We start from the raw sequence: 21,607 nt of genomic DNA on the forward strand, positions 1-21,607 counted from the left end.
AGCGTCCGGGCGTGCAAGCCCGATTATTGGATTTCAACTTGTCATATCGCTTGGTAGGCTCCGCGCCTGCACCTGCGTTATGGCAGTTGTGCGCGGGAGATCTTAGGGTCTGCCGGGTCCCAATAACCGGTCTTGCACACCCGCGCACAGCTGCCACCCTCTTTCTGCGGTAGCGGGTTGGGGCGTTGGCCCCTCCTTAGGCCTCGCGAACACGCCCCCCTGCCTCGATTATTTGGCGACCGGGCTTGGTTCCTTCGACTCCTTGATTTTGTACCAGGCCACGTACAGTGCGGGCAGGAACAGCAGGGTCAGCAAGGTGGCAGAGATGATGCCGCCAATCATGGCGTAGGCCATCGGCCCCCAGAACACTTCGCGGGCAATCGGGATCATGCCCAGACTGGCGGCCGCAGCGGTGAGCAAGATCGGCCGACGACGGTGTTCAGTCGCCTGCACCACGGCGTGCCACGGGTCGTAGCCGTCGCGCTCGAACTGGTCGATCTGTGTCACCAGAATCACCGAGTTACGAATGATGATGCCCACCAGCGCCAGCACCCCGAGGATCGCCACAAAACCCATGGGCGTGCCGGTCGGCACCAGCGCCAGCACCACGCCGATCAGCCCCAGCGGCGCGACGCTGGCCACCAGAAACATCTTCTGCACGCTCTGCAACTGGATCATCAAAAAGGTCGCCATCAAAAACAGCATCAACGGCACCACGTGCGCGATCGGGCCTTGCGCCTTGGCGCTTTGCTCGACCGTGCCGCCGGTTTGCAGCGTGTAGCCACGCGGCAGGTCGGCCGCAAACTTATCAATCGCTGGCTTGAGGTCGGCTACCAGATCGGTCGGCTGCATGCTGCCGCGTACTGAGGCCTTGAGGGTCAGGGTCGGGATGCGGTCACGGCTCCAGATCAGCGGTTGCTCCAGTTCGTAACGCACCGAGGCAAAGGCCAGTAGCGGGATAGAGGTGCCGCTCGGGGTAGTGATTTGCAGGTTAAGCAGGGTTTCCGGGGAATCGCGCTCGGTGCCCACCGCCCGGCCGACAATGTTGATCAAATAAATGTCGTCTTTGACCTGACTGACCGCCGCGCCGCTGACGATGCTGTTCATCACGCGCGCCACGTCTTCGGATGACAAACCGTACTGGCGCGCTTTGTCCTGAGCAATGTCGATGCGCAGGACTTTGCCCGGTTCGTTCCAGTTGAAGTTGATTTCGCCGACGTTGGGGTTGGTATCCAGCACCGTGGCCAGATCAATCGCGTGTTTGCGCACTTGATCAATGTTCGGGCCGCTGACCCGGTATTGCAGCGGCTGCCCCACGGGAGGCCCCAGTTCAAGGGTGTGGACGAAGGTGCCGACGCCCACAAAATCGTCGCGCAGGCGTTTTTCCAGTCGCGCCATCAGCGCATCGCGGCTCTCAAGCCCGGTGCTGACGATCACCAGTTGCGCAAAGAACGGGTTTTGCAGTTGCTGATCCAGCGGCAGGTAGAAACGGATCGCCCCTTCGCCGATGTAACTGCTCCAGCGCACGATGTCCGGGTCGCCCTTGAGGGTGTCCTCAAAGCGCTGAGTGACCTTGAGGGTTTCAGCGATTGACGCGTTTTGCGGCAGGTTCAGGTCCACGAGAATTTCAGGTCGGTCCGACGACGGGAAGAACTGGTTCTGCACCAGCCCCAGGCCGAACACCGACAGCACGAACATCAGCACGGTGGCGCCAATGGTGAGCCACCGATGGCGCATGCACCACAGCAACCCTGTATCAAACGCGTGGGCCAGACGGCCGGGCTTCTCGGGCTTGGGTTTGACCTTGGCGCTGAGGATATGCACGCCCAACACCGGCGCGAACAGCACCGCTACCACCCATGAGACCAGCATGGCGACGGCAATCACCGCGAACAGGGTGAAGGTGTATTCGCCCGCCGAGCTGTTGTTGAGCCCGATGGGCACGAAACCGGCGACCGTCACCAGCGTACCGGTGAGCATCGGGAAGGCCGTGGAGTGGTAGGCAAACGTGGCCGCCTCCTCCTTGCTTTCGCCCATTTCGAGCCGCGTAATCATCACCTCCACGGTAATCATCGCGTCGTCCACCAGCAGGCCGAGGGCGATAATCAGCGCACCCAGCGACACCCGCTGCATGGCAATGCCAGCAAATTCCATGAACACAAACACCAGCGCCAGCACCAGCGGGATGGAGATGGCCACCACCAGGCCGGCGCGCAGGCCGAGGCTGATAAAGCTCACGCCCAGCACGATAATCACCGCTTCGAACAGCGCACTGGTGAAGCCGCCCACGGCCACTTCAACCACCTGGGCCTGGTCCGACACCATGTGTACGTCCACACCCAGCGGCAGCTCGGCGGTCAGGTCTTCGATGCGTTGTTGCAGTTGCTGCCCGAACTCCTGAATGTTGCCGCCATCGTTCATGGCGATGGCGAGGCCGATGGCGGGTTTGCCGTTGTAATGAAACATCGGCTCGGCGGGGTCAACGTAACCCCGGCTGATTTCAGCAATGTCCGCCAGGCGATAGAACCGGTCATTGACCCGCAGGTTGACGGCTTCGAGGTCTTCAGTGGTGTGGAATTGCCCGGAGGTGCGCACCGACATGCGCTCCGGCCCCGCTTCGATCACCCCGGCCGGGGTCACGGCGTTTTGTGCTTGCAGGCTTTGCAGCACTTGCTGCTGATCCAGCCCCAGCGCTGCCAGTTTGCGAGTCGAGAAGTTCAGGTAGAACGTTTCGTCCTGTTCGCCAATGGTCATCACCTTGCCGCGATTGGGCACGTCGCGAATCCCGGTGCGCACGTGCTCGACGTAGTCGCGCAGCTGGCGCATGGTGAAGCCGTCGCCGGTGAAGGCGTAAATCGTGCCGTACACATCCCCGAATTCGTCGTCGAACCCCGGGCCTTGAATGCCTTGGGGGAAGTCGCCGCGAATGTCGTCGATCTTCTTGCGCACCTGGTACCAGATCTGTGGGATCGCCTTGGCCTCGGTGGTGTCCTTGAGGAACACGAACACCGTGGATTCACCGGGTCGGGTGTAGCTTTGTACGTAGTCCAGGGAGTCGAGTTCTTCGAGTTTTTTCTCGATCCGGTCGGTGACCTGCAGCATGGTTTCATCGACCGTGGCGCCCGGCCAGCGGGTCTGGATCACCATGGTTTTGATGGCGAAGCTCGGGTCTTCGGCGCGCCCCAGGTTCATGTACGAAAAGATCCCGGCAAGCACCGAGACGAACATCAAATACCAGACAAACGACTGATGCTTCAGGGCCCACTCGGACAGGTTGAACTTCTTCCCATTCATTGCGAGCTTTCCTTATCCAGTCTGACGTTCTGTCCGGGCATGAGGCTGTTGACCCCGGCGATGACCACTTTGTCGCCGCCTTTAAGGCCGCCGCTCAACAGCGCCGTGTGTGCGTCGCGGCGCAGCACGGTGACCTCGTGCGGGCTGACGGTGTGCGAGGGCGTGTCAATGATCCATACGCGGGTTTTGCCGTCGGTTTCTTGCAGGGCGGTGACGGGCAGCTCGAAATGCTCGGCAATCGGGCTGCTGACCGTCACGCTGACCGAACTGCCCAGGCGGAACGCGGGTGGCGTCTGGTCCAGTGTCAGGCGGGTACGCCGGGTGCGGGTGGCGCTGTCGGCCTGTGGGGCGATTTCCCGCACACGGGCGGTGGTTTTCACGTTGGGATCGAGCTGCCCTGCCACTTGAAATTCGATGCCTTTGGGCAACGCCTCGGCCAATGGCCCCGGCAGGTCGATCACTGCTTCCTTGATTTCGGGGCGGGCCAGCGTGACGACCTCTTCACCGATGCTCACCACTTGGCCCGCTTCGGCCTTCCAGTCGGTGATGACGGAGTCATGGTCAGCGCGCAGGTTGCAGTAACTGAGTTGGTCTTGCGCCTGATTGACCGCCGCCACGGCCTGTTGCATGGACGCGGCGGTGGTTTTCAGGTCGGCTTGGGCGGTGTCGAGTTGCGCCTGGGCGCCGACGCCACGGTCGAACAGTTCTTGCTGGCGCCGGGCGTTGGCCTGCGCGTTGATGAGCTGTGCCTGCACCTTGGCCAGATCGCCTTGCGCCGAACGCAGTTGGTTCTGCTGATCGGTGGGGTCGAGGTTGGCCAGAATATCGCCCTGTTTGACCACCGCGCCCACGTCGTAATACCGCCGCACAATGCGCCCCGGCACACGAAAGCCCAACGTGCTTTCGTAGCGGGCTTCGATCGTGCCGGCAAAGCGGCCGAAGTGTTCCGTCAGCTCGGGCTGGACCACCACGAACAGCGCGGGGCGCACCGGCTCGGGGGCTTTTTCTTCAGAGCAACCGACCAGCAGGGCGGCCGCCAGGGGCACCATCCACAGAGGCTTCATAGTTGAGTGCCCCCGGCTGGCGTGGGGGCAATTTCGACCTGCATACCGGGGTGCAACAGTTGTCCGCCTGCGACCACCACATGCTCTCCGTCTTTGAGGCCTTCATTGATGATCACGCTGCCGGTCAGGTAACGCCCGACCTTGACCCGTTGCAGGCGCACGTTGTTAGTGCCGTCCACCAGCCACACGGCGGGCTCGCTGACGTCTTTGGTCAGCGCCGACCAGGGCAGTTCGATGCTGCGGCTCGGCGGCGGGGTCAGGTTGACGGTGACAATCGAGCCCAAATCCATGCCCTTGGGCAGTTCATCGAGCTGCACCTTGATTTGCAGGGTGCCGCTTTGGGCGGCCACGGTGGGGGTGATTTCGCGGATCTGGCCCTTGACCTTGATCTGCGGGTTGCTCAACAGCGTGACCTGTACGGTCGGGTCTTTGGGCGGTTCGATAAACAGCGACTCGTAGACGTTGAACACCGCATCCCGGGCGCCGTCGCGGGCCAGGGTGAAAATCGGCATGGTGGCCTGTACCACTTGCCCCACTTCGGCCTGCCGCGCCGTGATGACGCCCGGCGCTTCGGCTTCGAGGTTGCTGTAACTCAACTGTTCGCGGGCGTTGGCCAACTGCGCCTGAGCGGCGGCCAGCGCACTTTGCGCGCTCTGTTGGGCGGCGTTGGCGGCATCGTATTCGCTTTGGCTGGTATAGCCTTTTGGCAGCAGTTTTTGCTGACGAATAAATGCGGCGCGGGTCTGCACCACTTGCGCCTGCTGGGCACTGACGCTGGCCTGAGCCGTGGCGACCTGGATTTTCAAGTCTTTGGGGTCCAGGCGCGCCAGCACTTGATGGGCCTGAATGTGATCGCCAACGTCCACGCTGCGCTCGATGATCTTGCCGCCCACGCGGAAGGAAAGCTGGGTTTCGACCCGCGCCTGAATGTCACCGCTAAGTTGAATCGGGGGAGCAAATTCGCGCGTGTTCACTTGCTGTACATACACCCGTGGCGACAGAGGCTCTTTGGGGGCTTCTTTACCGCACGCGGTCAGCAATACCACCAGGCTGACGCCCAACATACCCATACTTCGTGGACCAGCCATGCAGGCTCCTTTGCGTGATGCTGTTTTAGCTGACGATACGACTGACAGCGTAGAACAGGGTTCAGTGTCCGTGGGATTCTATGTGTGGTGACAGGTAATCATGTTTGTTTCTTTGTAGGAAGTCGCCCATATGAAAGCCGCTGGCGTTGACCCGTTAGCGCGTTATCCATCGATGGGAACACATGATGGGGTGGGTCGTTCGCAGGGTGGCGGGACTTTCCGGGAGGGCAGTGCGCAGATTAAAGGGTGCTTCGTCTGATCTTTCCAGCGGTCGTCTGGATATTGGCCAGCTCTTTCAACACATTATTTTGTTTTTCCTGATTTCTGACATAGCCCAGAGGAACCTCCTCTTGGGGCGGTGCTGAAAGCTCAGGGCGAGCCCCTGCCGACGAAGAGGATCTTGAGACGCTTGCTGATGAGGCGGGCGTAGCGCTGTTAGACACGGATGATCGGGTTCCGAAGCCCTGTTGGATTTCATTAAGATCATCGAGGGTATCCACATAGGCCGCCTTGGCTTTTGCCAGTCTGGCCTGTCTGGCCTGTTGGCGCATCGCTTTCCAGCCGAACGCGTTAGCACCAATACCTGCCGCTAAACCCAGTGCCGAGAGGCCCAGCGTTGCCCAAAGCAGTGCATTATCGTCATCCCCCTCCCCCTTGGATGCCACCACCTGCCGGCTCAAACCGACGACACTGGCTGTGAGTCCCACTCCTGTACCGGCGACTTTCGCCAAGGCAGCGACCGAGAGGGGTTTGTTTTTCAGGTTTTTGAGTGCGCTCCAAAACCCGATACCGGGCACGGCCCCATTGATGACATGAGCCAAGGAGAGAGATGCGAGTGCTATAGAAAGGATAGCGTTCAGGGGTAATCGCCCGCTGGGGTCTACCCGATTCACCGGGTCCCCTTTGCAATAGGCATAGGCGTTGATCCCCCCCGCGCCAAACGGGCTTAATCGGTCCGGGCTATTAAAGCGCATTAACACGGGGTTGAAGGCTCGATGGCCATTGCCGAGCAGATAGTGCCCGGTAACAGGGTCAGGCAATTCTCCGTTAAACCCCAACAGACTCTGCTGGCCATGTTGAGCTGATGGATAGCCATAAGGGCCATACCCTGACGCGTGACTGCCGTCAGCACTGAGCGTGTGCAAAACGCTGCGTTGCAGGTTGGTCACCAGTAGCTGTTTGCCGGTGGTGTCTGCCGTTGCCAAGAGTTGGTTTTGATAGTGAAAGACCGACTGGCCCTGATCGCCTTGCAGCCGAGTGCTTAAACGCTCGCGGTTATAAAAGTGCTGCACGGACGGGGTGGTGTCCACTTGGTTGGCGATCAGGCGATCCAGAGGATCGTAGCGATAGCGGACGCAGGTCATAGGGTGTGCTGGCTTGTTTTAAAGACCTGCAGCATTCACCTTAAAACACACGTCGCCTACCTATCGATGTTGCTAGTGTGTGTGACAAACCATAAAAAACGCCGACGCTGTGCAAGCCGTCGGCGTTTGCGGTGACGCGGCGCGGGTTAAAACGCGGGCAGCACGGCACCGTTGTATTTCTTCTCAATGAACGCTTTGACTTCAGGGCTGGTCAGGGCTTTGGCCAGCTTCTGGATCGCTTCGCTGTTCTTGTTGTCAGGGCGTGCCACCAGGTAGTTCACGTAAGGCGAGTCTGAACCTTCAATCAGCAAGGCATCTTTAGCCGGGTTCAGGCCTGCTTCCAGTGCGTAATTGGTGTTGATCATGTCCAGGTCGACCTGATCCAGCACCCGCGGCAACATGGCGGACTCAAGCTCTTTGAACTTGAAGTTGTGCGGGTTTTTGGCGATGTCTTTCGGCGTCGCGACGGCGTTGGTCGGGTCTTTGAGTTCGATCAAACCGGCCTTTTGCAGCAGGATCAACGCACGGCCGCTGTTGCTGCCTTCGTTAGGGATCGCGATGGTTGCGCCGTCTTTGAGTTCGGCCAGCGATTTAACTTTCTTTGAGTAACCGCCAAACGGTTCAACGTGAACGCCGATCACGGTTTCAAGGTGAGTGCCTTTCCCTTCGTTGAAGCTCTGCAAGTACGGCAGGGTCTGGAAATAGTTGGCGTCCAGACGCTTCTGATCGACCTGCACGTTGGGTTGCACGTAGTCGGTGAAGACTTTGATGTCCAGGTCCACACCTTCTTTGGCGAGGGCCGGTTTGATCAGTTCAAGGATTTCGGCGTGGGGAACCGGGGTTGCAGCCACCACCAGTTTCTCGCCAGCCTGTGCCAGGCCTGCCGTCAAAGCAGCCGCCAATGCGGTAAACAACAGAACCTTTTTCATGCAATGCCCCTACGTACGTGGCCGTTCGAATGACGGCTTGATTTGGATGACGGAGCCGACAATACCGAGATTCTTTATTCCCTAATAATAATTTTTAATCTGGCTCTTATATCAATTGGTTATTTACAGTCTCGGTTGAGGCACGCGGCGGCGCTGGCCCTACCGCAGCCACTCTTTGAGCGCCGCCCGTTCCTGTTCGGTGGCGCCCTTGATGAACCGTTCGATCTGGCTCAGCGCATCCGGCAGGTTCAAATGCTCGGGCTGGATCTCCTCACCGGCACTCACCAGCAACGCAAAATGGATCACGTTCTCCAGCTCGCGGGTGTTGCCCGGCCAACTGTGGCGCTCCAGTACACGCTGTGTGCTGTCGCTGATAAAAGGCACGCTCAGGTTCAGCCGCTGGCTGTAGATGCCTAAAAAGTATTCGGCCAGCGACAGAATATCCCCCGGCCGTTCGCGCAAGGCCGGCAAGTCCAGCCGTCCTTCGCTCAAATAGTGATACAGCCGTTCATGGAACTTGCCCGCCGCGACCGCCTGCGCCAGATCGATGCTGGTGGCGGCCACCAGCCGCACATCCACCGGGTTGGGTTGATGCGCGCCCACGCGGGTGACTTCGTGGTTTTCCAGCGCGGCCAGCAGCTTGATCTGAATCGCCAGCGGCAAATCCCCGATCTCGTCCAAGTACAAGGTGCCGCCATTGGCCGACCCGAACCACCCCGCGCGACTGCTGGCAGAACTGCTGTGGGCCCCGGCGGCGTAACCAAACAGCTCGGCGTCGGCGTAGGTCGGGCTGATCGCGCCGCAGTTCACCGACACGAACAAACCGGTGCGGTCGCTGGCGCGATGGATGTGGCGGGCCAGCAGTTCCTTGCCGGTGCCGGTCTCGCCCCGGATCAGCACGGGCAGCGAACGCGGCGCCAACAGTTCGAGGTCGTTGCGCAATTGGCGTGAGCGCGGGTCGACAAACACCAGCGCCTTGGCGCGAATGCTCAGCGGGCTTTTTTCAGCGTCGGGAAACGTCAGCAGCGGCTGACCGAAAGTTTCATGCAGGCTCATGGCAGGCTCCCGCCCGCCGCCGCAGGGAGGGCGCGGGCGTTACAGAAAAATCATGCGCGGCGCAGGGCGTCGTGCTCTATGCGGGTTTGCAGGCGATACAAAAAGGCGAAACCTTGCTCCCAGCGCTGATGCCCGGACTTGACGTTGATGTGCCCGGCGCCGCTGATGATCCCGATCTCCGCGGCCCACTGGCGGGCAAACTCCATCGCCCTGGGGGCGCTCACGGCCGGGTCGTTATCGGAACTGACGATCTGGCTCGGGAACGGCAAAGGCCGCGTTGGAATCGGTGCAAAGTTACGCAGGGCGGGCGCACAGGCCGGGCGTTCGACATCGGCCGGCGCCACCAGCAGCGCGCCACGCACCTGGCTCAACAGGCTGGCAGGTGCCCGCTCGGCCCAATGCGCCACGGTGATGCAACCCAGGCTATGGGCAATCAGAATCACCGGCGTGCTGTCGGCGGCAATCGCTTCGGCCAGGGCCGCGATCCAGTCTTCGCGACGTGGCGTCAACCAGTCAGCCTGTTCCACACGGGCACCGTTGGGCAGGCTGTTCTGCCAGTGGGTTTGCCAATGATCGTCGGACGAACCTTGCCAGCCCGGCACTATCAGATAGCGAATCGACTCGTTGCCCATGGGTGTGCGCCTCCTGCTTGGGTGTGTTACCGGGTCAGTATAGGGACGGCTTTTAGATTCGCTAAGGAATAAGAAGCTATTTATTAATAACTAAAACTGCTTAGCAGGCGCGTTCTGCTGCGCTGTGCACGGATTTCAACGCGCCGTTATCACCGACACTTTGGTAATGCCCGCCCGTTCAATGGAGGCCATGGCCCGCGCCACTTCGCCGTAGTTCACCCCTTCATCGGCCTGTAACTGCACGTGGATGTCAGGGTCTCGGGCCTTGGCGCCTACTAGTACGCTTTGGACGCTGCCTGCGTTGTTTAAATCTTTGGTGGTCAACGGGATCTCGGCCAGGCCTTTGGCCTGCAGCGAGCTGAGGTTGGAGCCGCCCCACGAGGCATCGATCTGTTGGGCGGCCAGGGCTGCCACGGCGGCGTTGAAGTCCAGGTTGATGACTTTCAGGTCCTTCTCGCTCAGGCCCACGCTGGCCAACGCGGCGTCGAACGACAGTTGGGTCGCGGTGCCACGGAACAGGCCGACACGTTTGCCCTTGAGGTCGTGCAGGGTTTTGATCCCCGAGCCTGGCACCACGGCCAGGTATTGCTTGTTGCCCCGTGCCGCCGCGCTCAACAGGCGGGTGTCCAGACCATTGGCTTTGCCGATGATGGCCGCCAGATCGGCCAGGTAAGCGAAGTCGACCTGGCCATTGGCGAACGCTTCGTTGATCACTGGCCCTGCGCCTTTGAAGTATTTCCAGTCGATGGTGACGCCGTCTTCGGCAAAGGCTTTTTCCAGCAGTTGCTGGCTGCGCAGGACGTCGCTGATACCGCCACCACTGTGTTGCGCGCCAGCGCTCAGGTCGGGCACGGCGATGCGGATGTGTTTCAGGTCCTCAGCCTGCGCCAGCCAGGGCAAGTAGCCCAGCACGCCAATGAGTGTGGGGGCGGCGAGGCGGCGCAAAGCGCGTTTGAACGGGATGGGCATGGTTGCAGCTCCTGAAGGCGGCGGGCTTTGAGGAGCAAAAAGTAGGCAGAAGATTTTCAGGACAATAAATACTAAGAGTTCACAACTTAGTAACCAAAAGGAATAAGCGTTGCAGCCTGCGGGTGCTGGCCAGGTATGCATGAATCGCACTGAAAATATTCATGCATTGCATTGGAAGCCTGCGCAAAGACAGGCCATAAAGAGCAGTGCTTATCACCGATAGGCAGCTTTTTAGCGTTTTATAGATCAGACGGAAATATCTACAACCGGTTTGATAACGCCCACACAGCCGACAACGGAGGTCTGCGATGACTAAGGCTTCGCTGCTCAATTCACCGATGACCGCCCCGCCGCTGGGGTTCAAGGTGTGGTTACCCCCTTTCAATCAACGGGTTTTGCCCTGGATTGTGCCGTTCAGCTTGCTGGCTTTGTGGTGGCTGGCGAGCCGCAATCAATGGATGAGCGAGCAAATCCTGCCGCCGCCTTCGCTGGTGTGGCAAAGCGCGCTGGAACTGGGTTCCGGCGAGCTGTGGGCACATTTGGCCATCAGCTTGCAGCGCCTGTTGGTGGGGTTGCTGGCGGGGGTGAGCATCGGTGCGGTGCTGGGGGCGGTGATGGGATTGAGCCGCCGCGCCGAGCGCGTGGTGCTGCCGACCTTCAGCGCACTGGCGCAAATCCCGACGTTGGCGTGGATTCCCCTGTTCATGGTGTTTTTCGGCATCGGTGAAGTGCTCAAACTGGTGGTGCTGATCAAGGCCATCGTGGTGCCCGTCACCCTGCACACGTTAATCGGCGTGCGCGATGCCCAGCCCGCGTTGCGCGAGGCCGCGCAGGTGTTGCGCTTGCCGCTGACGGTACGGTTGCGGCGCCTGATTATCCCGGCGGCCCTGCCCGGCTTCATGTCCGGGTTACGGCTGGCGCTGGCCACGGGCTGGACGTCGTTACTGGCGGTGGAGTTGCTGGCGTCCAGCGAAGGCATCGGCTATCTGATGGTGTATGCGCGGCAGCTGTTTATGCTCGACATCGTGTTTGTGTGCATCGCGGTGATCGGGGTGATGGACCGCGGTATCGGCTGGCTGGATAAAAAATGGGTGCACTGGCCCCATGCGGCCACCGCCCAATTGGCGCGTGGCCTCCGTGCTCAAGGCTGGCAGCGCCTGGAGTCCTGGTGGTTGCCGCTGGGGTTGTTCGGGGTGTGGCAACTGGCAGTGGCGTTGCAGTGGGTCGACCCGCAGATTTTGCTCAGCCCGCTGGCGGTGTTGCAGAGCACCTGGACCGGGCTGGTTGACGGCAGTTTGCCCACGGCGCTGGCCTTGAGCCTGAAACGCACGCTGGGTGGCCTGGTGATGGGGGGCGGTTTGGGGTTTGGCCTGGGCGTGCTGCTGGGGATGTCGCGTGTCAGTGAGCGGTTGCTCGGGCCGAGCTTGTCGGCCTTGCGCCAGATTGCGATTTTCGCATGGGTGCCGCTGCTCACGGCATGGTTTGGCCTGGGCGAGTTGTCGAAGTGGGCGTTCGTTGCTCTGGCTGCTTTTTTTCCGCTGTTTATTGCCACCCAACGCAGCGTAGCGACGCTTTCGCCCCTGCTGCGAGAGGCCGCGCAGGTGATGCGTCTGAGCCTGTGGCAGCGCGTGCGCGTGTTGGTCTTGCCGGGGGCCGCGCCGGGGATCTTCGCCGGGCTGCGCCTGAGCCTGATCTATGCGTGGCTCGGCACCATCGGCGCGGAATATTTCATGCCGTCCAACGGCGGCATCGGCAGCCTGATGATCGGTGCGCAACAACTGCTGCGCATGGACACGATCTTCAGCGGCATGCTGCTGGTCGGCCTGACCGGCGCCGCTTTGAACCTGATTGGCCAAGGCCTGGAACGTCGCGCAACGCGCTGGAGACACGCATGAACGCACCGATTGTCAGTTTTAACCACGTGGGCAAAACCTTCGAGGTGGATGGCGCGGCACTGGAAGCCATCCGTGATTTCAACGTGCAAATCGCTGAAGGTGAGTTTGTCGCCATCGTCGGGTCCAGTGGCTGCGGCAAGTCGACTTTGCTGCGCCTGCTGGTGGGGCTGGACACCGACTTTCACGGCACGATTGAAGTCGATGGCAAGCCGGTCACGGGCGTGGGCAGTGAACGCGGGATTGTGTTTCAGGAGCACCGGTTGTTCCCGTGGCTCAGCGTGGAGGACAACATCGGCCTGGGGCTGGTCAACGAAGCGCTCAGCCCCGTGGAGCGCCGTCAGCGGGTGGCGGCGTTCATCGAATTGGTGGGTTTGACGGATTTCGCCCGCGCCCTTCCGCATCAGTTGTCGGGCGGCATGGCGCAACGTGTGGCGATTGCTCGCGGGTTGGTGGCCAGCCCACGGATTCTGCTGCTGGACGAGCCGTTCGGCGCGCTGGATGCCCTGACCCGTCAGCACATGCAGGATGAGCTGCTGGCAATTCGGGCACGGGCGAAAATCACCACGGTGCTGGTGACCCACGACGTGGAAGAAGCGATATTTTTGGCTGACCGCGTGGTGGTGCTTGAGCCGCGTCCGGGCCGGATCAAACAGGTGGTCAACGTTGACCTGCCGCACCCGCGTCAACGCGCCAGCTTTGCGTTTCATCAACTGCGCGAAGAGCTGCTGCATGAGCTGACCCACGCGGATCACTACACGCCGGTTGCGCCCATTCAGGTGCGTGATGTGCCCTTGGCCTTTATCGCGGTGTGAGGCAAGCGCCTACACTGGGTTGTTCGTTCATCCCAAAGGCGGCGCCATGAAAACCCTCGTCGAGCATTTGAGCCAGTACGCCGCGTATCACCGCGATACGCGCAATATCCTGAGCCACTTTGTCGGCATTCCGCTGATCGTGATTGCGGTGGCGACGCTGCTGTCACGCCCGCAGTGGGCCGTCATCTCGCCAGCGTTGGTGCTGATGGTGGCCTGCGCGGTGTTTTATCTGCGACTTGAGCGACGGCTCGGGTTGCTGATGACGGTATTGATGGGGTTGGCGGTGTGGCTCGGTTATCGGCTCGCCGCCCTGAGCACGGGGCTGTGGCTGGGCTGGGGCGTCGGCTTGTTTGTGCTGGGGTGGGTGATTCAGTTCGTGGGGCATTACTACGAAGGCCGCAAACCGGCGTTCATCGATGACGTGACCGGGTTGATCGTCGGCCCTTTGTTTGTGGTGGTGGAATTGGGCTTTTTGCTGGGCTGGCGCAAGGATTTGCAGCAGGCGATCGAGCAACGCAGCCGCTGATGCGTTGAGCGGGGCCTGCCCCCCCGCCCAACCTCGGCAGCGCCTTTACCTGAACGCCTGATGCAGTTGCACCAGAGTCTGGAAGTGGTACGTGGGCGCGAACGCGCTCAGCTCTTCAAAACTGCCAAAGCCATACCCAACGGCGGCGGCATCCAGGCCATTTTCCCGGGCGCCGATCAGGTCGTGCTTGCGGTCGCCGATCATCAAGGTCTGGGCCGGGTCGAGGCCTTGCTCGGTCAGCAAGTGGCGGATCAGCTCGACTTTATGGGTGCGCGTGCCGTCCAGCTCGCTGCCGTAAATCACTTTGAAGTGGCGGGCGAAGTCAAAGTGACGCGCGATTTCGCGGGCATACACTTGCGGCTTGGAGGTGGCGATAAACAGCTGCCGACCTTGGCCGACCAGCTCTTCCAGCAACGGCGTCACACCGTCAAACACGTGGTTTTCATACAGCCCGGTCACGGCAAACCGCTCGCGGTAAAAGCCCATGGCTTCCCAGGCACGGGCCTCGTCAAAGCCATAGGTGGCCATGAACGCTTGCAGCAAAGGCGGGCCAATGAAGTGTTCCAGTTTGCTCAGGTCAGGTTCGTCGATGCCCATTTTGCTCAGGCCGTACTGAATTGAACGGGTAATGCCTTCTCGCGGGTCAGTCAACGTGCCATCAAGGTCGAACAATACGTTTTGGTAATGCATGCAAGGCTCCTAAGCCGTGATCTTGAAGAGGCTCAAACGGGCTGGTGGTAGCCTTCGGCCAAGTGTTGGTCCTTGAGTTTGACGTAGTTGCCAGCGCTGTAGGTGAAGAAGGCCTTTTCCTTGTCGGTCAGCGCACGCACTGGCCTGACCGGGCTGCCAACGTACAGAAAACCGCTGTCCAGACGCTTGCCGGGTGGCACCAGGCTGCCTGCGCCCACGATGACATCGTCCTCAATGACGGCGCCGTCCATCACGATGCTGCCCATGCCGATCAGCACGCGGTTGCCCACGGTACAGCCATGCAGCATGACTTTGTGCGCGAGGGTCACGTCGTCCCCGATCAGCAGCGGGAACCCGTCGGGGTTGAACGGCCCGGCGTGGGTGATGTGCAGCACGCAGCCGTCTTGCACGCTGGTGCGCGCGCCGATACGGATGCGGTGCATGTCGCCGCGAATTACGGTCAGTGGCCAGACGGAGCTGTCGGCGCCGATCTCGACATCGCCGATCACCACGGCCGAACGGTCAACGAAGGCGCGTTCGCCCAATGCGGGGGTGTGCTGCTGGAACGGACGGATGGACACAAATAGCTTCCTTCTTTAGCAGTAATAGGGCGTCACAGGGCTGCGGACTGCGGCGATTGTAATTAAGATGGCCCAATGTTTCTTCCAGCCAAGGTGCTTAACGTGAGCGAGAACAACCCTCTATTGCAGCCCTACGACCTGCCGCCGTTCTCGGCGATCCGTCCTGAGCACGTGCAGCCGGCCATCGAGCAGATCCTCGCTGACAACCGCGCCGGCATCGAAAAAATTCTTCAAGACCAAGGCCAAAACCCGACATGGGAAGGTCTGGTGCTGGCCATGGATGAGCTGAACGACCGGCTGGGCGCTGCCTGGAGCCCGGTCAGCCACCTCAATGCCGTGTGTAACAGCGCCGAACTGCGGGCTGCCTACGAGGCATGTTTGCCTGCCTTGAGTGCCTATTCGACCGAGATGGGCCAGAACCGCGAGCTGTTCCAAGCGTTCGAAGCCCTCGCGCACAGCCCGCACGTCGCTGACTTCGATCAGGCGCAACTGACCATTCTGGAGCACTCGCTGCGCGACTTCCGTCTGTCGGGTATCGACCTGCCGCACGACAAGCAAAAGCGCTACGCCGAGGTGCAGAGCAAGCTGTCCGAGCTGGGCAGCAAGTTTTCCAACCAACTGCTGGACGCCACGCAAGCCTGGACCAAGCACATCACTGACGAAGCGGCCCTGGCGGGCCTGACCGAGTCGGCCAAGGCGCAAATGGCGGCAGCGGCTCAAGCCAAAGGGCTGGGCGGCTGGCTGATTACCCTCGAATTCCCGAGCTACTACCCAGTCATGACCTACGCCGAAGACCGCGCGCTGCGCGAAGAAGTCTACGCGGCGTACTGCACCCGCGCATCGGATCAAGGCCCGAATGCCGGTACGTTCGATAACGGCCCGGTGATGGAAGAAATCCTCGACCTGCGCCAGGAGTTGGCGCAATTGCTGGGCTTCGGCAGTTTTGCCGAGCTGAGCCTGGCCACCAAAATGGCCGAGACCCCGGACCAGGTGCTGACCTTCCTGCGTGATCTGGCCAAGCGCAGCAAGCCGTTTGCCGCGCGTGACCTGGAGCAGCTGAAAGCCTATGCCGCCGAACAGGGCTGCCCGGAACTCAAAAGCTGGGACACCGGATTCTTCGGCGAGAAGCTGCGCGAGCAGCGCTACAGCGTGTCTCAGGAAACCCTGCGCGCTTACTTCCCGATCGACAAAGTGCTCAAGGGCCTGTTCGACATCGTGCATACCCTGTACGGCATCGACATCGTTGAACTCAAAGGTTTCGACACCTGGCACCCGGACGTTCGCCTGTTTGAAATCAAGGAAAACGGCCAGCACATCGGACGTTTCTTCTTTGACCTGTACGCCCGCGCCAACAAGCGCGGCGGTGCGTGGATGGACGGCGCCCGCGATCGTCGCCGCACGGCGGCTGGCGTGTTGCAAAGCCCGGTGGCGAACCTGGTGTGCAACTTCACCCCGGCAGTGGCGGGCAAGCCTGCTTTGCTGACACACGACGAAGTGACCACCCTGTTCCACGAGTTCGGTCACGGCTTGCACCACATGCTGACCGAGATCGAACACTCGGGCGTGTCCGGCATCAATGGCGTGGCGTGGGATGCGGTCGAGCTGCCGAGTCAGTTCATGGAAAACTGGTGCTGGGAGCCTGAAGGCCTGGCGCTGATTTCCGGTCACTACGAAACCGGCGAAGCTTTGCCGCAAGACTTGCTGCAAAAAATGCTCGCGGCCAAGAATTTCCAGTCCGGCCTGATGATGGTTCGCCAGCTGGAATTCTCGCTGTTCGACTTCGAACTGCACGCCACCCACGGTGACGGCCGCAGCGTGGCTCAAGTGCTCGACGGCATCCGCGATGAGGTTTCGGTCATGCGCCCACCGGCGTATAACCGCTTCCCGAACAGCTTTGCGCACATCTTCGCGGGCGGTTACGCGGCGGGCTATTACAGCTACAAGTGGGCCGAAGTGCTGTCGGCGGACGCGTTCTCGCGCTTTGAAGAAGAAGGCGTGTTCAACCCGCACACCGGCAAGGCATTCCGTCAGGCGATTCTGGCCCGCGGGGGTTCCAAAGCGCCGATGGAGCTGTTCAAGGATTTCCGTGGCCGTGAGCCATCGATTGACGCGCTGTTGCGTCACAGCGGCCTGACCGAGGGTTCGGCAGCATGAGCGATGCACCCGTGATCAAAACCAAAAAACGCTTTATCGCCGGGGCGGTTTGCCCGGCGTGTAGCGAGCCTGACAAATTGATGATGTGGAATGAAAACGACGTGCCACACCGCGAATGTGTGGCATGCGGTTATTCGGACACCTTGAATGAGCAAGGCCTGTCGATACCCAAGGAATTGGGGACGCGGGTCAATACCTCGGCCTTGAATAAAACGCCTGATCCCAAGGTTCAGGCGGTGCAATTCTTTCCCAATCCGAAGTTGAAAAAGCCTTAACGCCAAACGCCCTGTGGTCGCTATTGCGGTGCGACCACAGGGCGGCTTTTAGGCCGAGAAGAAGTAGCGTGTCAGGTGAAAGAAGATCGGCGCCGCAAAGCAAACCGAGTCCATTCTGTCGAGCATCCCGCCGTGGCCTTTGATCAATGTGCCCCAATCTTTGGCGCTCAGGCTTCGCTTGATGGCTGACATGACCAGCCCGCCGACAAACCCCATCACCACGATCACAAAGGCCATCAACAGTGATTGCCAAAAATTGAAGGGGGTCAGCCAAAACATGCCCCCGCCAATCAGGGTCGCCGCCAGACCGCCGCCCACCAGACCCTCAACGGTTTTTGACGGACTGACCTGTGGCGCGACTTTGTGTTTGCCAAAGAGCTTGCCAAACACGTACTGCAGGACATCACTCATCTGCACCACAAACACCATATAGAACAACAGCAACGCGTTTTGCCCCTCAAACCCCTCCAGATCCAGCATTAACAGCGCGGGTGCGTGGCTAATGCAGAAAATGCAGATCATCACCCCCCACTGGATTTTTGCCGTGCGCTCCAAAAACCCGTCGGTGTCCTGACTCAGTACCGCAATCGCGGGTAGCAGTAGAAAGGCATACACCGGGATCAATAGCGTAAACATCGAATACCAGTGGGTAGCGATCAGCACATATTGCAGCGGTATAAGGATGAAAAAGGCGACAAACAGCGCGTTATGGTCGCCTCTTTTGGTGGGGGCCAACGTGATGAACTCTCGGAGCGCTAACAGAGAAATGAAACCGAAAAGAATGACGGTTGCATGACTGCCGAGCAGGTAGGAGGTAAAGAAAACAATCACCATCCCCCACCACGCATTCACACGCTGATTCAGGTTTTCGACCGTTTCCACGCCATGCTCGGTGGTCGCGCGCCTGGCCAGTACATGACCGATGATCGAGGCGATGACCAGCAGACTGGCAAGCCCGGCAAAGAACCACAGAAACTTGGTTTCAAATGTCATTTGGATAACCTCACGATGGCATCGCGCGCCCGCTCAAGGAATAGCTGTTTCTCTTCGCCAGCGATGGTGGGCAGCGGATTGCCGATCCTGATGGTGCAGATAATGGGCAGGGGGAAATGTTTGCCTTTAGGCATTGAGCGATGAAGGTTTTCCAAATAAACGGGCACCAAGTCGACATCTGGGAACGTTTCGCTCAACCGGAACAGACCCGATTTGAAATCGCCCGGCAGGGCTTGGCAGGAGCGCGTTCCTTCCGGAAAGAAAATGATGGAGTGCCCGGCGTGCAGCACGTCGAATATGGGCTCCAGCGCGGGTTTACCGGCGTCTGGCTTACGCTCAATCAATACGGCATTCAGCCCTTTTTTTGAAATGTACGAAAGAAATGCGTTCTTGCCCCAATAGTCGGCTGCGGCCACCGGCTTCACATTAAGGCGAGCCTCTTGCGGGAGGGCCGCAATGATGGCCAGTGTGTCCATATGGCTGGTGTGGTTGGCGAAATAGATGCGCTGGCGGGTCAGGTCGGGAGGGCTCTCCCAGCGGGCGTTCACACCAATCAGGACACGAAGCACTGAAATCAGAGCGTTACTGATCCACATGGGCGTTTTCCTTTAGCTGTCTGACGATAGCGAGCGTTCGTGTGCCGCAGGTGATAAGCGAGCCGATAACGATGATGAACAGGGTGGCCACTAGCGCGAGGTGCGTGCCATAAACGGCCGTTTCAATCGCATTGAATAAGAGGGCGCCCGTCATCAGTGCCATCCGGTGCTGTTTGGCCATGGGCCCTTTAAAGCACTGAGTGAGGCCAATCGAACCGCCAAAAACCCTGACATAGGCGGTCAGGGCTGCAGCCAGGGCGCCAAACCATCCAAGGTCTGAATAACCGATGGCATAGCCAAGCCCGACGATGAGCACACTGTCGGCCACGCGATCCGGAAATTCGTTGTACAGACTGCCGAGGCTGGATTGTTTTCCACCCTCTATCGCCACCATGCCATCGAGCAGATTGCACAGCAGGCGCAGTTGAATAAAGAGCGCACACGCGATCGACCCCATGACCCCGTTGTCCACGATCAACAGGCTGGCACCGGCTAACGCAAAGACCACGCTGGCGATTGAAATCTGGTTGGGAGAGATATTTCTTTTGAGCAAGGCATCTGTGATGCCCGTCGCCCATTTGGAGGCGCGTGCCTTGATGGGCCTTCGGTTTTCCTTCATGCGAATCCTTGCATCTTGCTGTGAGAGAAGAGGCGGACTTTAAGTGCGAAAGTCGGATAGCTATGTCGGGGCCGATGGGTAACTTGCGAGAGAAGTAGCCGATAGTTTTGTAGGTGTTTAGGTGCAGAAGTAGTGTTCAAACGCCTAAAAAAAGCCTGAGCGTCGAGAGACGTCAGGCTTTGGTGGGGCGCGCGAACGTTACAGGCTAGAGTGCTTCTGCCACACCTTCGGTTTGAAGAACAACGTCTCGCCACGGGTCAGATCGGTCAGGCTGTCATGGTCTTTGACCACTTCTACTTCGATCAACTCGCTTTGCCCCTCAACCTTCAAGGTCACGCGAGTGGTCGCGCCCAGCGGACGGATGTCGCGTACCTGGGCGGCGTGGTGTTCTTCAATCTCATGGCGTGACAACGACACTTCGTGCGGACGGAACAGGACGTGTTGGTCTTCACCGATGTGCAGGCGGTTGGAGTCGCCCAGGAAGTGGTAGACAAAGTCGCTGGCCGGGTTTTCATAGACGTCACCCGGGGAGCCGATCTGCTCGATCACGCCTTTGTTCATGACCACGATGCGGTCCGCGACTTCCATCGCTTCTTCCTGGTCGTGGGTGACGAACACCGATGTCAGGTTGATGTCTTCGTGCAGGCGCGCCAACCAGCGGCGCAGCTCTTTACGCACCTTGGCATCCAGGGCGCCGAAAGGTTCGTCCAGCAACAGCACTTTAGGCTCAACCGCCAGGGCGCGGGCCAGGGCAATACGTTGACGCTGGCCGCCTGACAGTTGCTCCGGGTAACGGTCGGATAACCAGTCCAGTTGCACCATATTCAGCAGTTCGTGGACTTTTTCGGCAATCCGGCTTTCGCTCGGGCGTTCCTTTTTCGGCTTCATGCGCAGGCCGAACGCGACGTTGTCAAACACCGTCATGTGGCGGAACAGCGCGTAATGCTGGAACACAAACCCGACGTTGCGATCACGCACGTCATGGCCGGAGACGTCTTCGCCGTGGAACACGATGTTGCCTTCGTCCGGGGTTTCCAGGCCGGCAATGATGCGCAGCAACGTGGTTTTGCCGCAGCCCGACGGCCCCAGCAAAGCCACCAGCTCGCCACTCTGGATGTCCAGATTGATGCGGTCCAGCGCCTTGAAGGCGTTGAAGTTTTTGCTGACGTTACGAACTTCGATCGACATGCTTTATTCCTCTGCGGCGCTGGCGCGCAGGCGGTTAATACGGGATTCGCTCCACTGCTTGAGCAGCAGGATGAAGAGCGCCAGGATCAGCAACAGGGTGGCCACGGCGAAGGCGGCAACGTGGTTGTATTCGTTGTAGAGAATCTCGACGTGCAGCGGCAGGGTGTTGGTCACCCCGCGAATGTGCCCGGACACCACCGACACTGCACCGAATTCGCCCATCGCCCGCGCGGTACACAGCACCACGCCGTAGATCAGGCCCCATTTGATATTGGGCACCGTGACGTGCCAGAACATCTGCCAGCCGTTGGCGCCCAGCAGGCGTGCGGCTTCTTCTTCTTGCGTGCCCTGCTCCTGCATCAGCGGGATCAGTTCGCGCGCCACGAAGGGCACGGTGACAAAAATGGTCGCCAGCACGATGCCTGGCAGTGCGAACACAATCTGGATGTCATGGTCTTGCAGCCACTCACCGAAAAAGCCCTGCGCACCGAACATCAGCACGTAGACCAGACCGGCGATCACCGGCGACACCGAGAACGGCAGGTCGATCAGGGTGACGAGGATGCTTTTGCCGCGGAAGCTGTATTTGCTCACGCACCAGGCCGCACTGACGCCGAAGACCACGTTGAGCGGCACCGAAATCGCGACGGCGATCACGGTCAGTTTCAGGGCCGACAGGGCATCGGGTTCAAGGATGGCGTCGAAGAACGCGCCGAAGCCCAGTTTCAGGCCCTGAGAAACCACGATCAGCAGAGGCAACAGCAGGAAGACGACGAAGAACAACCAACCAAAGGCAATCAGTACCCGACGCGACAGCGGGCTGCCACGGCGGGCGGCGTTGGCGACGGAGGCTGCGTTCAAAGTGGAGTTGGACATGGTGAC

General features: G+C 60.1%; 20 protein-coding genes. 5 read left to right on the top strand and 15 right to left on the bottom strand.

The window, feature by feature from the left end; translation table 11 throughout:
- Positions 1–228: 228 nt before the first annotated feature.
- From V6F78_RS07070 to V6F78_RS07105, 8 genes are all read right to left on the bottom strand, one after another.
- Positions 229–3,294: an efflux RND transporter permease subunit gene (locus V6F78_RS07070; RefSeq protein ID WP_047296413.1), complete on the bottom strand. Its 3,066-nt coding sequence runs from the start codon at positions 3,292–3,294 to the stop codon at positions 229–231.
- A complete protein-coding gene (locus tag V6F78_RS07075) occupies positions 3,291–4,358 on the bottom strand; it encodes an efflux RND transporter periplasmic adaptor subunit (protein ID WP_047296415.1) in 1,068 nt (355 codons plus the stop codon). Before V6F78_RS07075 ends, V6F78_RS07070 begins: the two co-directional genes overlap by 4 nt.
- Complete coding sequence (locus V6F78_RS07080) at positions 4,355–5,446, bottom strand: efflux RND transporter periplasmic adaptor subunit (protein WP_047281585.1); 1,092 nt, start codon at positions 5,444–5,446, stop codon at positions 4,355–4,357. Before V6F78_RS07080 ends, V6F78_RS07075 begins: the two co-directional genes overlap by 4 nt.
- Positions 5,447–5,685: 239 nt before the next feature.
- Positions 5,686–6,810, bottom strand: coding sequence for an RHS repeat-associated core domain-containing protein (locus V6F78_RS07085; RefSeq protein WP_332726914.1), 1,125 nt, complete (start codon positions 6,808–6,810; stop codon positions 5,686–5,688).
- A gap of 146 nt (positions 6,811–6,956) precedes the next feature.
- The gene (locus V6F78_RS07090) at positions 6,957–7,739 is read right to left on the bottom strand and encodes a MetQ/NlpA family ABC transporter substrate-binding protein (protein ID WP_047278933.1); all 783 of its coding nucleotides are present in this window, start codon (positions 7,737–7,739) and stop codon (positions 6,957–6,959) included.
- Between the two features lie 159 nt (positions 7,740–7,898).
- Positions 7,899–8,795 carry a sigma 54-interacting transcriptional regulator gene (locus tag V6F78_RS07095; protein ID WP_094991009.1) on the bottom strand — a complete coding sequence of 299 codons (897 nt, stop codon included), beginning with the start codon at positions 8,793–8,795 and terminating at the stop codon, positions 7,899–7,901.
- Positions 8,796–8,845: 50 nt separating this feature from the next.
- Complete coding sequence (locus tag V6F78_RS07100; protein ID WP_048375230.1) at positions 8,846–9,427, bottom strand: alpha/beta hydrolase; 582 nt, start codon at positions 9,425–9,427, stop codon at positions 8,846–8,848.
- Positions 9,428–9,562: 135 nt separating this feature from the next.
- Positions 9,563–10,396 carry an ABC transporter substrate-binding protein gene (locus tag V6F78_RS07105; RefSeq protein WP_314399061.1) on the bottom strand — a complete coding sequence of 278 codons (834 nt, stop codon included), beginning with the start codon at positions 10,394–10,396 and terminating at the stop codon, positions 9,563–9,565.
- A 308-nt stretch (positions 10,397–10,704) separates the two neighbouring features.
- Between V6F78_RS07105 and V6F78_RS07110 the strand changes: the two genes are divergently transcribed.
- From V6F78_RS07110 to V6F78_RS07120, 3 genes are read left to right on the top strand one after another with little or no spacing between them, the layout of a single operon-like run.
- Positions 10,705–12,291, top strand: a complete 1,587-nt coding sequence (locus V6F78_RS07110) for an ABC transporter permease (protein WP_332726915.1) — start codon at positions 10,705–10,707, stop codon at positions 12,289–12,291.
- Positions 12,288–13,103, top strand: coding sequence for an ABC transporter ATP-binding protein (locus tag V6F78_RS07115; RefSeq protein ID WP_047279608.1), 816 nt, complete (start codon positions 12,288–12,290; stop codon positions 13,101–13,103). The genes V6F78_RS07110 and V6F78_RS07115 overlap by 4 nt, the downstream gene beginning before the upstream one ends.
- A 46-nt stretch (positions 13,104–13,149) precedes the next feature.
- Positions 13,150–13,629 carry an Mpo1 family 2-hydroxy fatty acid dioxygenase gene (locus V6F78_RS07120; protein WP_332726916.1) on the top strand — a complete coding sequence of 160 codons (480 nt, stop codon included), beginning with the start codon at positions 13,150–13,152 and terminating at the stop codon, positions 13,627–13,629.
- A 45-nt stretch (positions 13,630–13,674) separates the two neighbouring features.
- Here V6F78_RS07120 and V6F78_RS07125 read toward each other — a convergent pair whose 3' ends face one another.
- On the bottom strand, positions 13,675–14,319 hold the full coding sequence (locus V6F78_RS07125; RefSeq protein WP_169862255.1) for an HAD family hydrolase: 645 nt from the start codon (positions 14,317–14,319) through the stop codon (positions 13,675–13,677).
- Between the two features lie 32 nt (positions 14,320–14,351).
- A complete protein-coding gene (locus V6F78_RS07130; RefSeq protein ID WP_047296441.1) occupies positions 14,352–14,900 on the bottom strand; it encodes a gamma carbonic anhydrase family protein in 549 nt (182 codons plus the stop codon).
- 75 nt (positions 14,901–14,975) lie between these two features.
- On the opposite strand from V6F78_RS07130, the gene prlC reads away from it, so the two are divergent.
- A complete protein-coding gene (gene prlC, locus V6F78_RS07135; RefSeq protein WP_169839490.1) occupies positions 14,976–17,054 on the top strand; it encodes an oligopeptidase A in 2,079 nt (692 codons plus the stop codon).
- Complete coding sequence (locus tag V6F78_RS07140; RefSeq protein WP_047296443.1) at positions 17,051–17,329, top strand: YheV family putative zinc ribbon protein; 279 nt, start codon at positions 17,051–17,053, stop codon at positions 17,327–17,329. The genes prlC and V6F78_RS07140 overlap by 4 nt, the downstream gene beginning before the upstream one ends.
- A 48-nt stretch (positions 17,330–17,377) precedes the next feature.
- Here the strand turns inward: V6F78_RS07140 and V6F78_RS07145 are convergent, their stop codons facing one another.
- From V6F78_RS07145 to cysW, 5 genes are all read right to left on the bottom strand, one after another.
- Entirely contained in the window at positions 17,378–18,322 is a 945-nt protein-coding gene (locus V6F78_RS07145; RefSeq protein WP_047278895.1) for a phosphatidate cytidylyltransferase, read from the bottom strand.
- Positions 18,319–18,918, bottom strand: a complete 600-nt coding sequence (locus V6F78_RS07150; protein ID WP_070412886.1) for a lysophospholipid acyltransferase family protein — start codon at positions 18,916–18,918, stop codon at positions 18,319–18,321. The genes V6F78_RS07145 and V6F78_RS07150 overlap by 4 nt, the downstream gene beginning before the upstream one ends.
- Positions 18,905–19,537, bottom strand: a complete 633-nt coding sequence (locus V6F78_RS07155) for a CDP-alcohol phosphatidyltransferase family protein (RefSeq protein WP_047296447.1) — start codon at positions 19,535–19,537, stop codon at positions 18,905–18,907. Before V6F78_RS07155 ends, V6F78_RS07150 begins: the two co-directional genes overlap by 14 nt.
- 198 nt (positions 19,538–19,735) lie before the next feature.
- Positions 19,736–20,725 (bottom strand): sulfate/molybdate ABC transporter ATP-binding protein, encoded by a 990-nt coding sequence (locus V6F78_RS07160; protein WP_047278886.1) that lies wholly within the window; start codon positions 20,723–20,725, stop codon positions 19,736–19,738.
- 3 nt (positions 20,726–20,728) lie between these two features.
- Positions 20,729–21,601 (bottom strand): sulfate ABC transporter permease subunit CysW, encoded by an 873-nt coding sequence (gene cysW, locus V6F78_RS07165; protein WP_047279603.1) that lies wholly within the window; start codon positions 21,599–21,601, stop codon positions 20,729–20,731.
- Positions 21,602–21,607 lie beyond the last annotated feature (6 nt).

The sequence above is a fragment of the Pseudomonas sp. ESBL9 genome (assembly GCF_036668715.1).
GTDB classification, from domain to species: Bacteria; Pseudomonadota; Gammaproteobacteria; order Pseudomonadales; family Pseudomonadaceae; genus Aquipseudomonas; species Aquipseudomonas lundensis.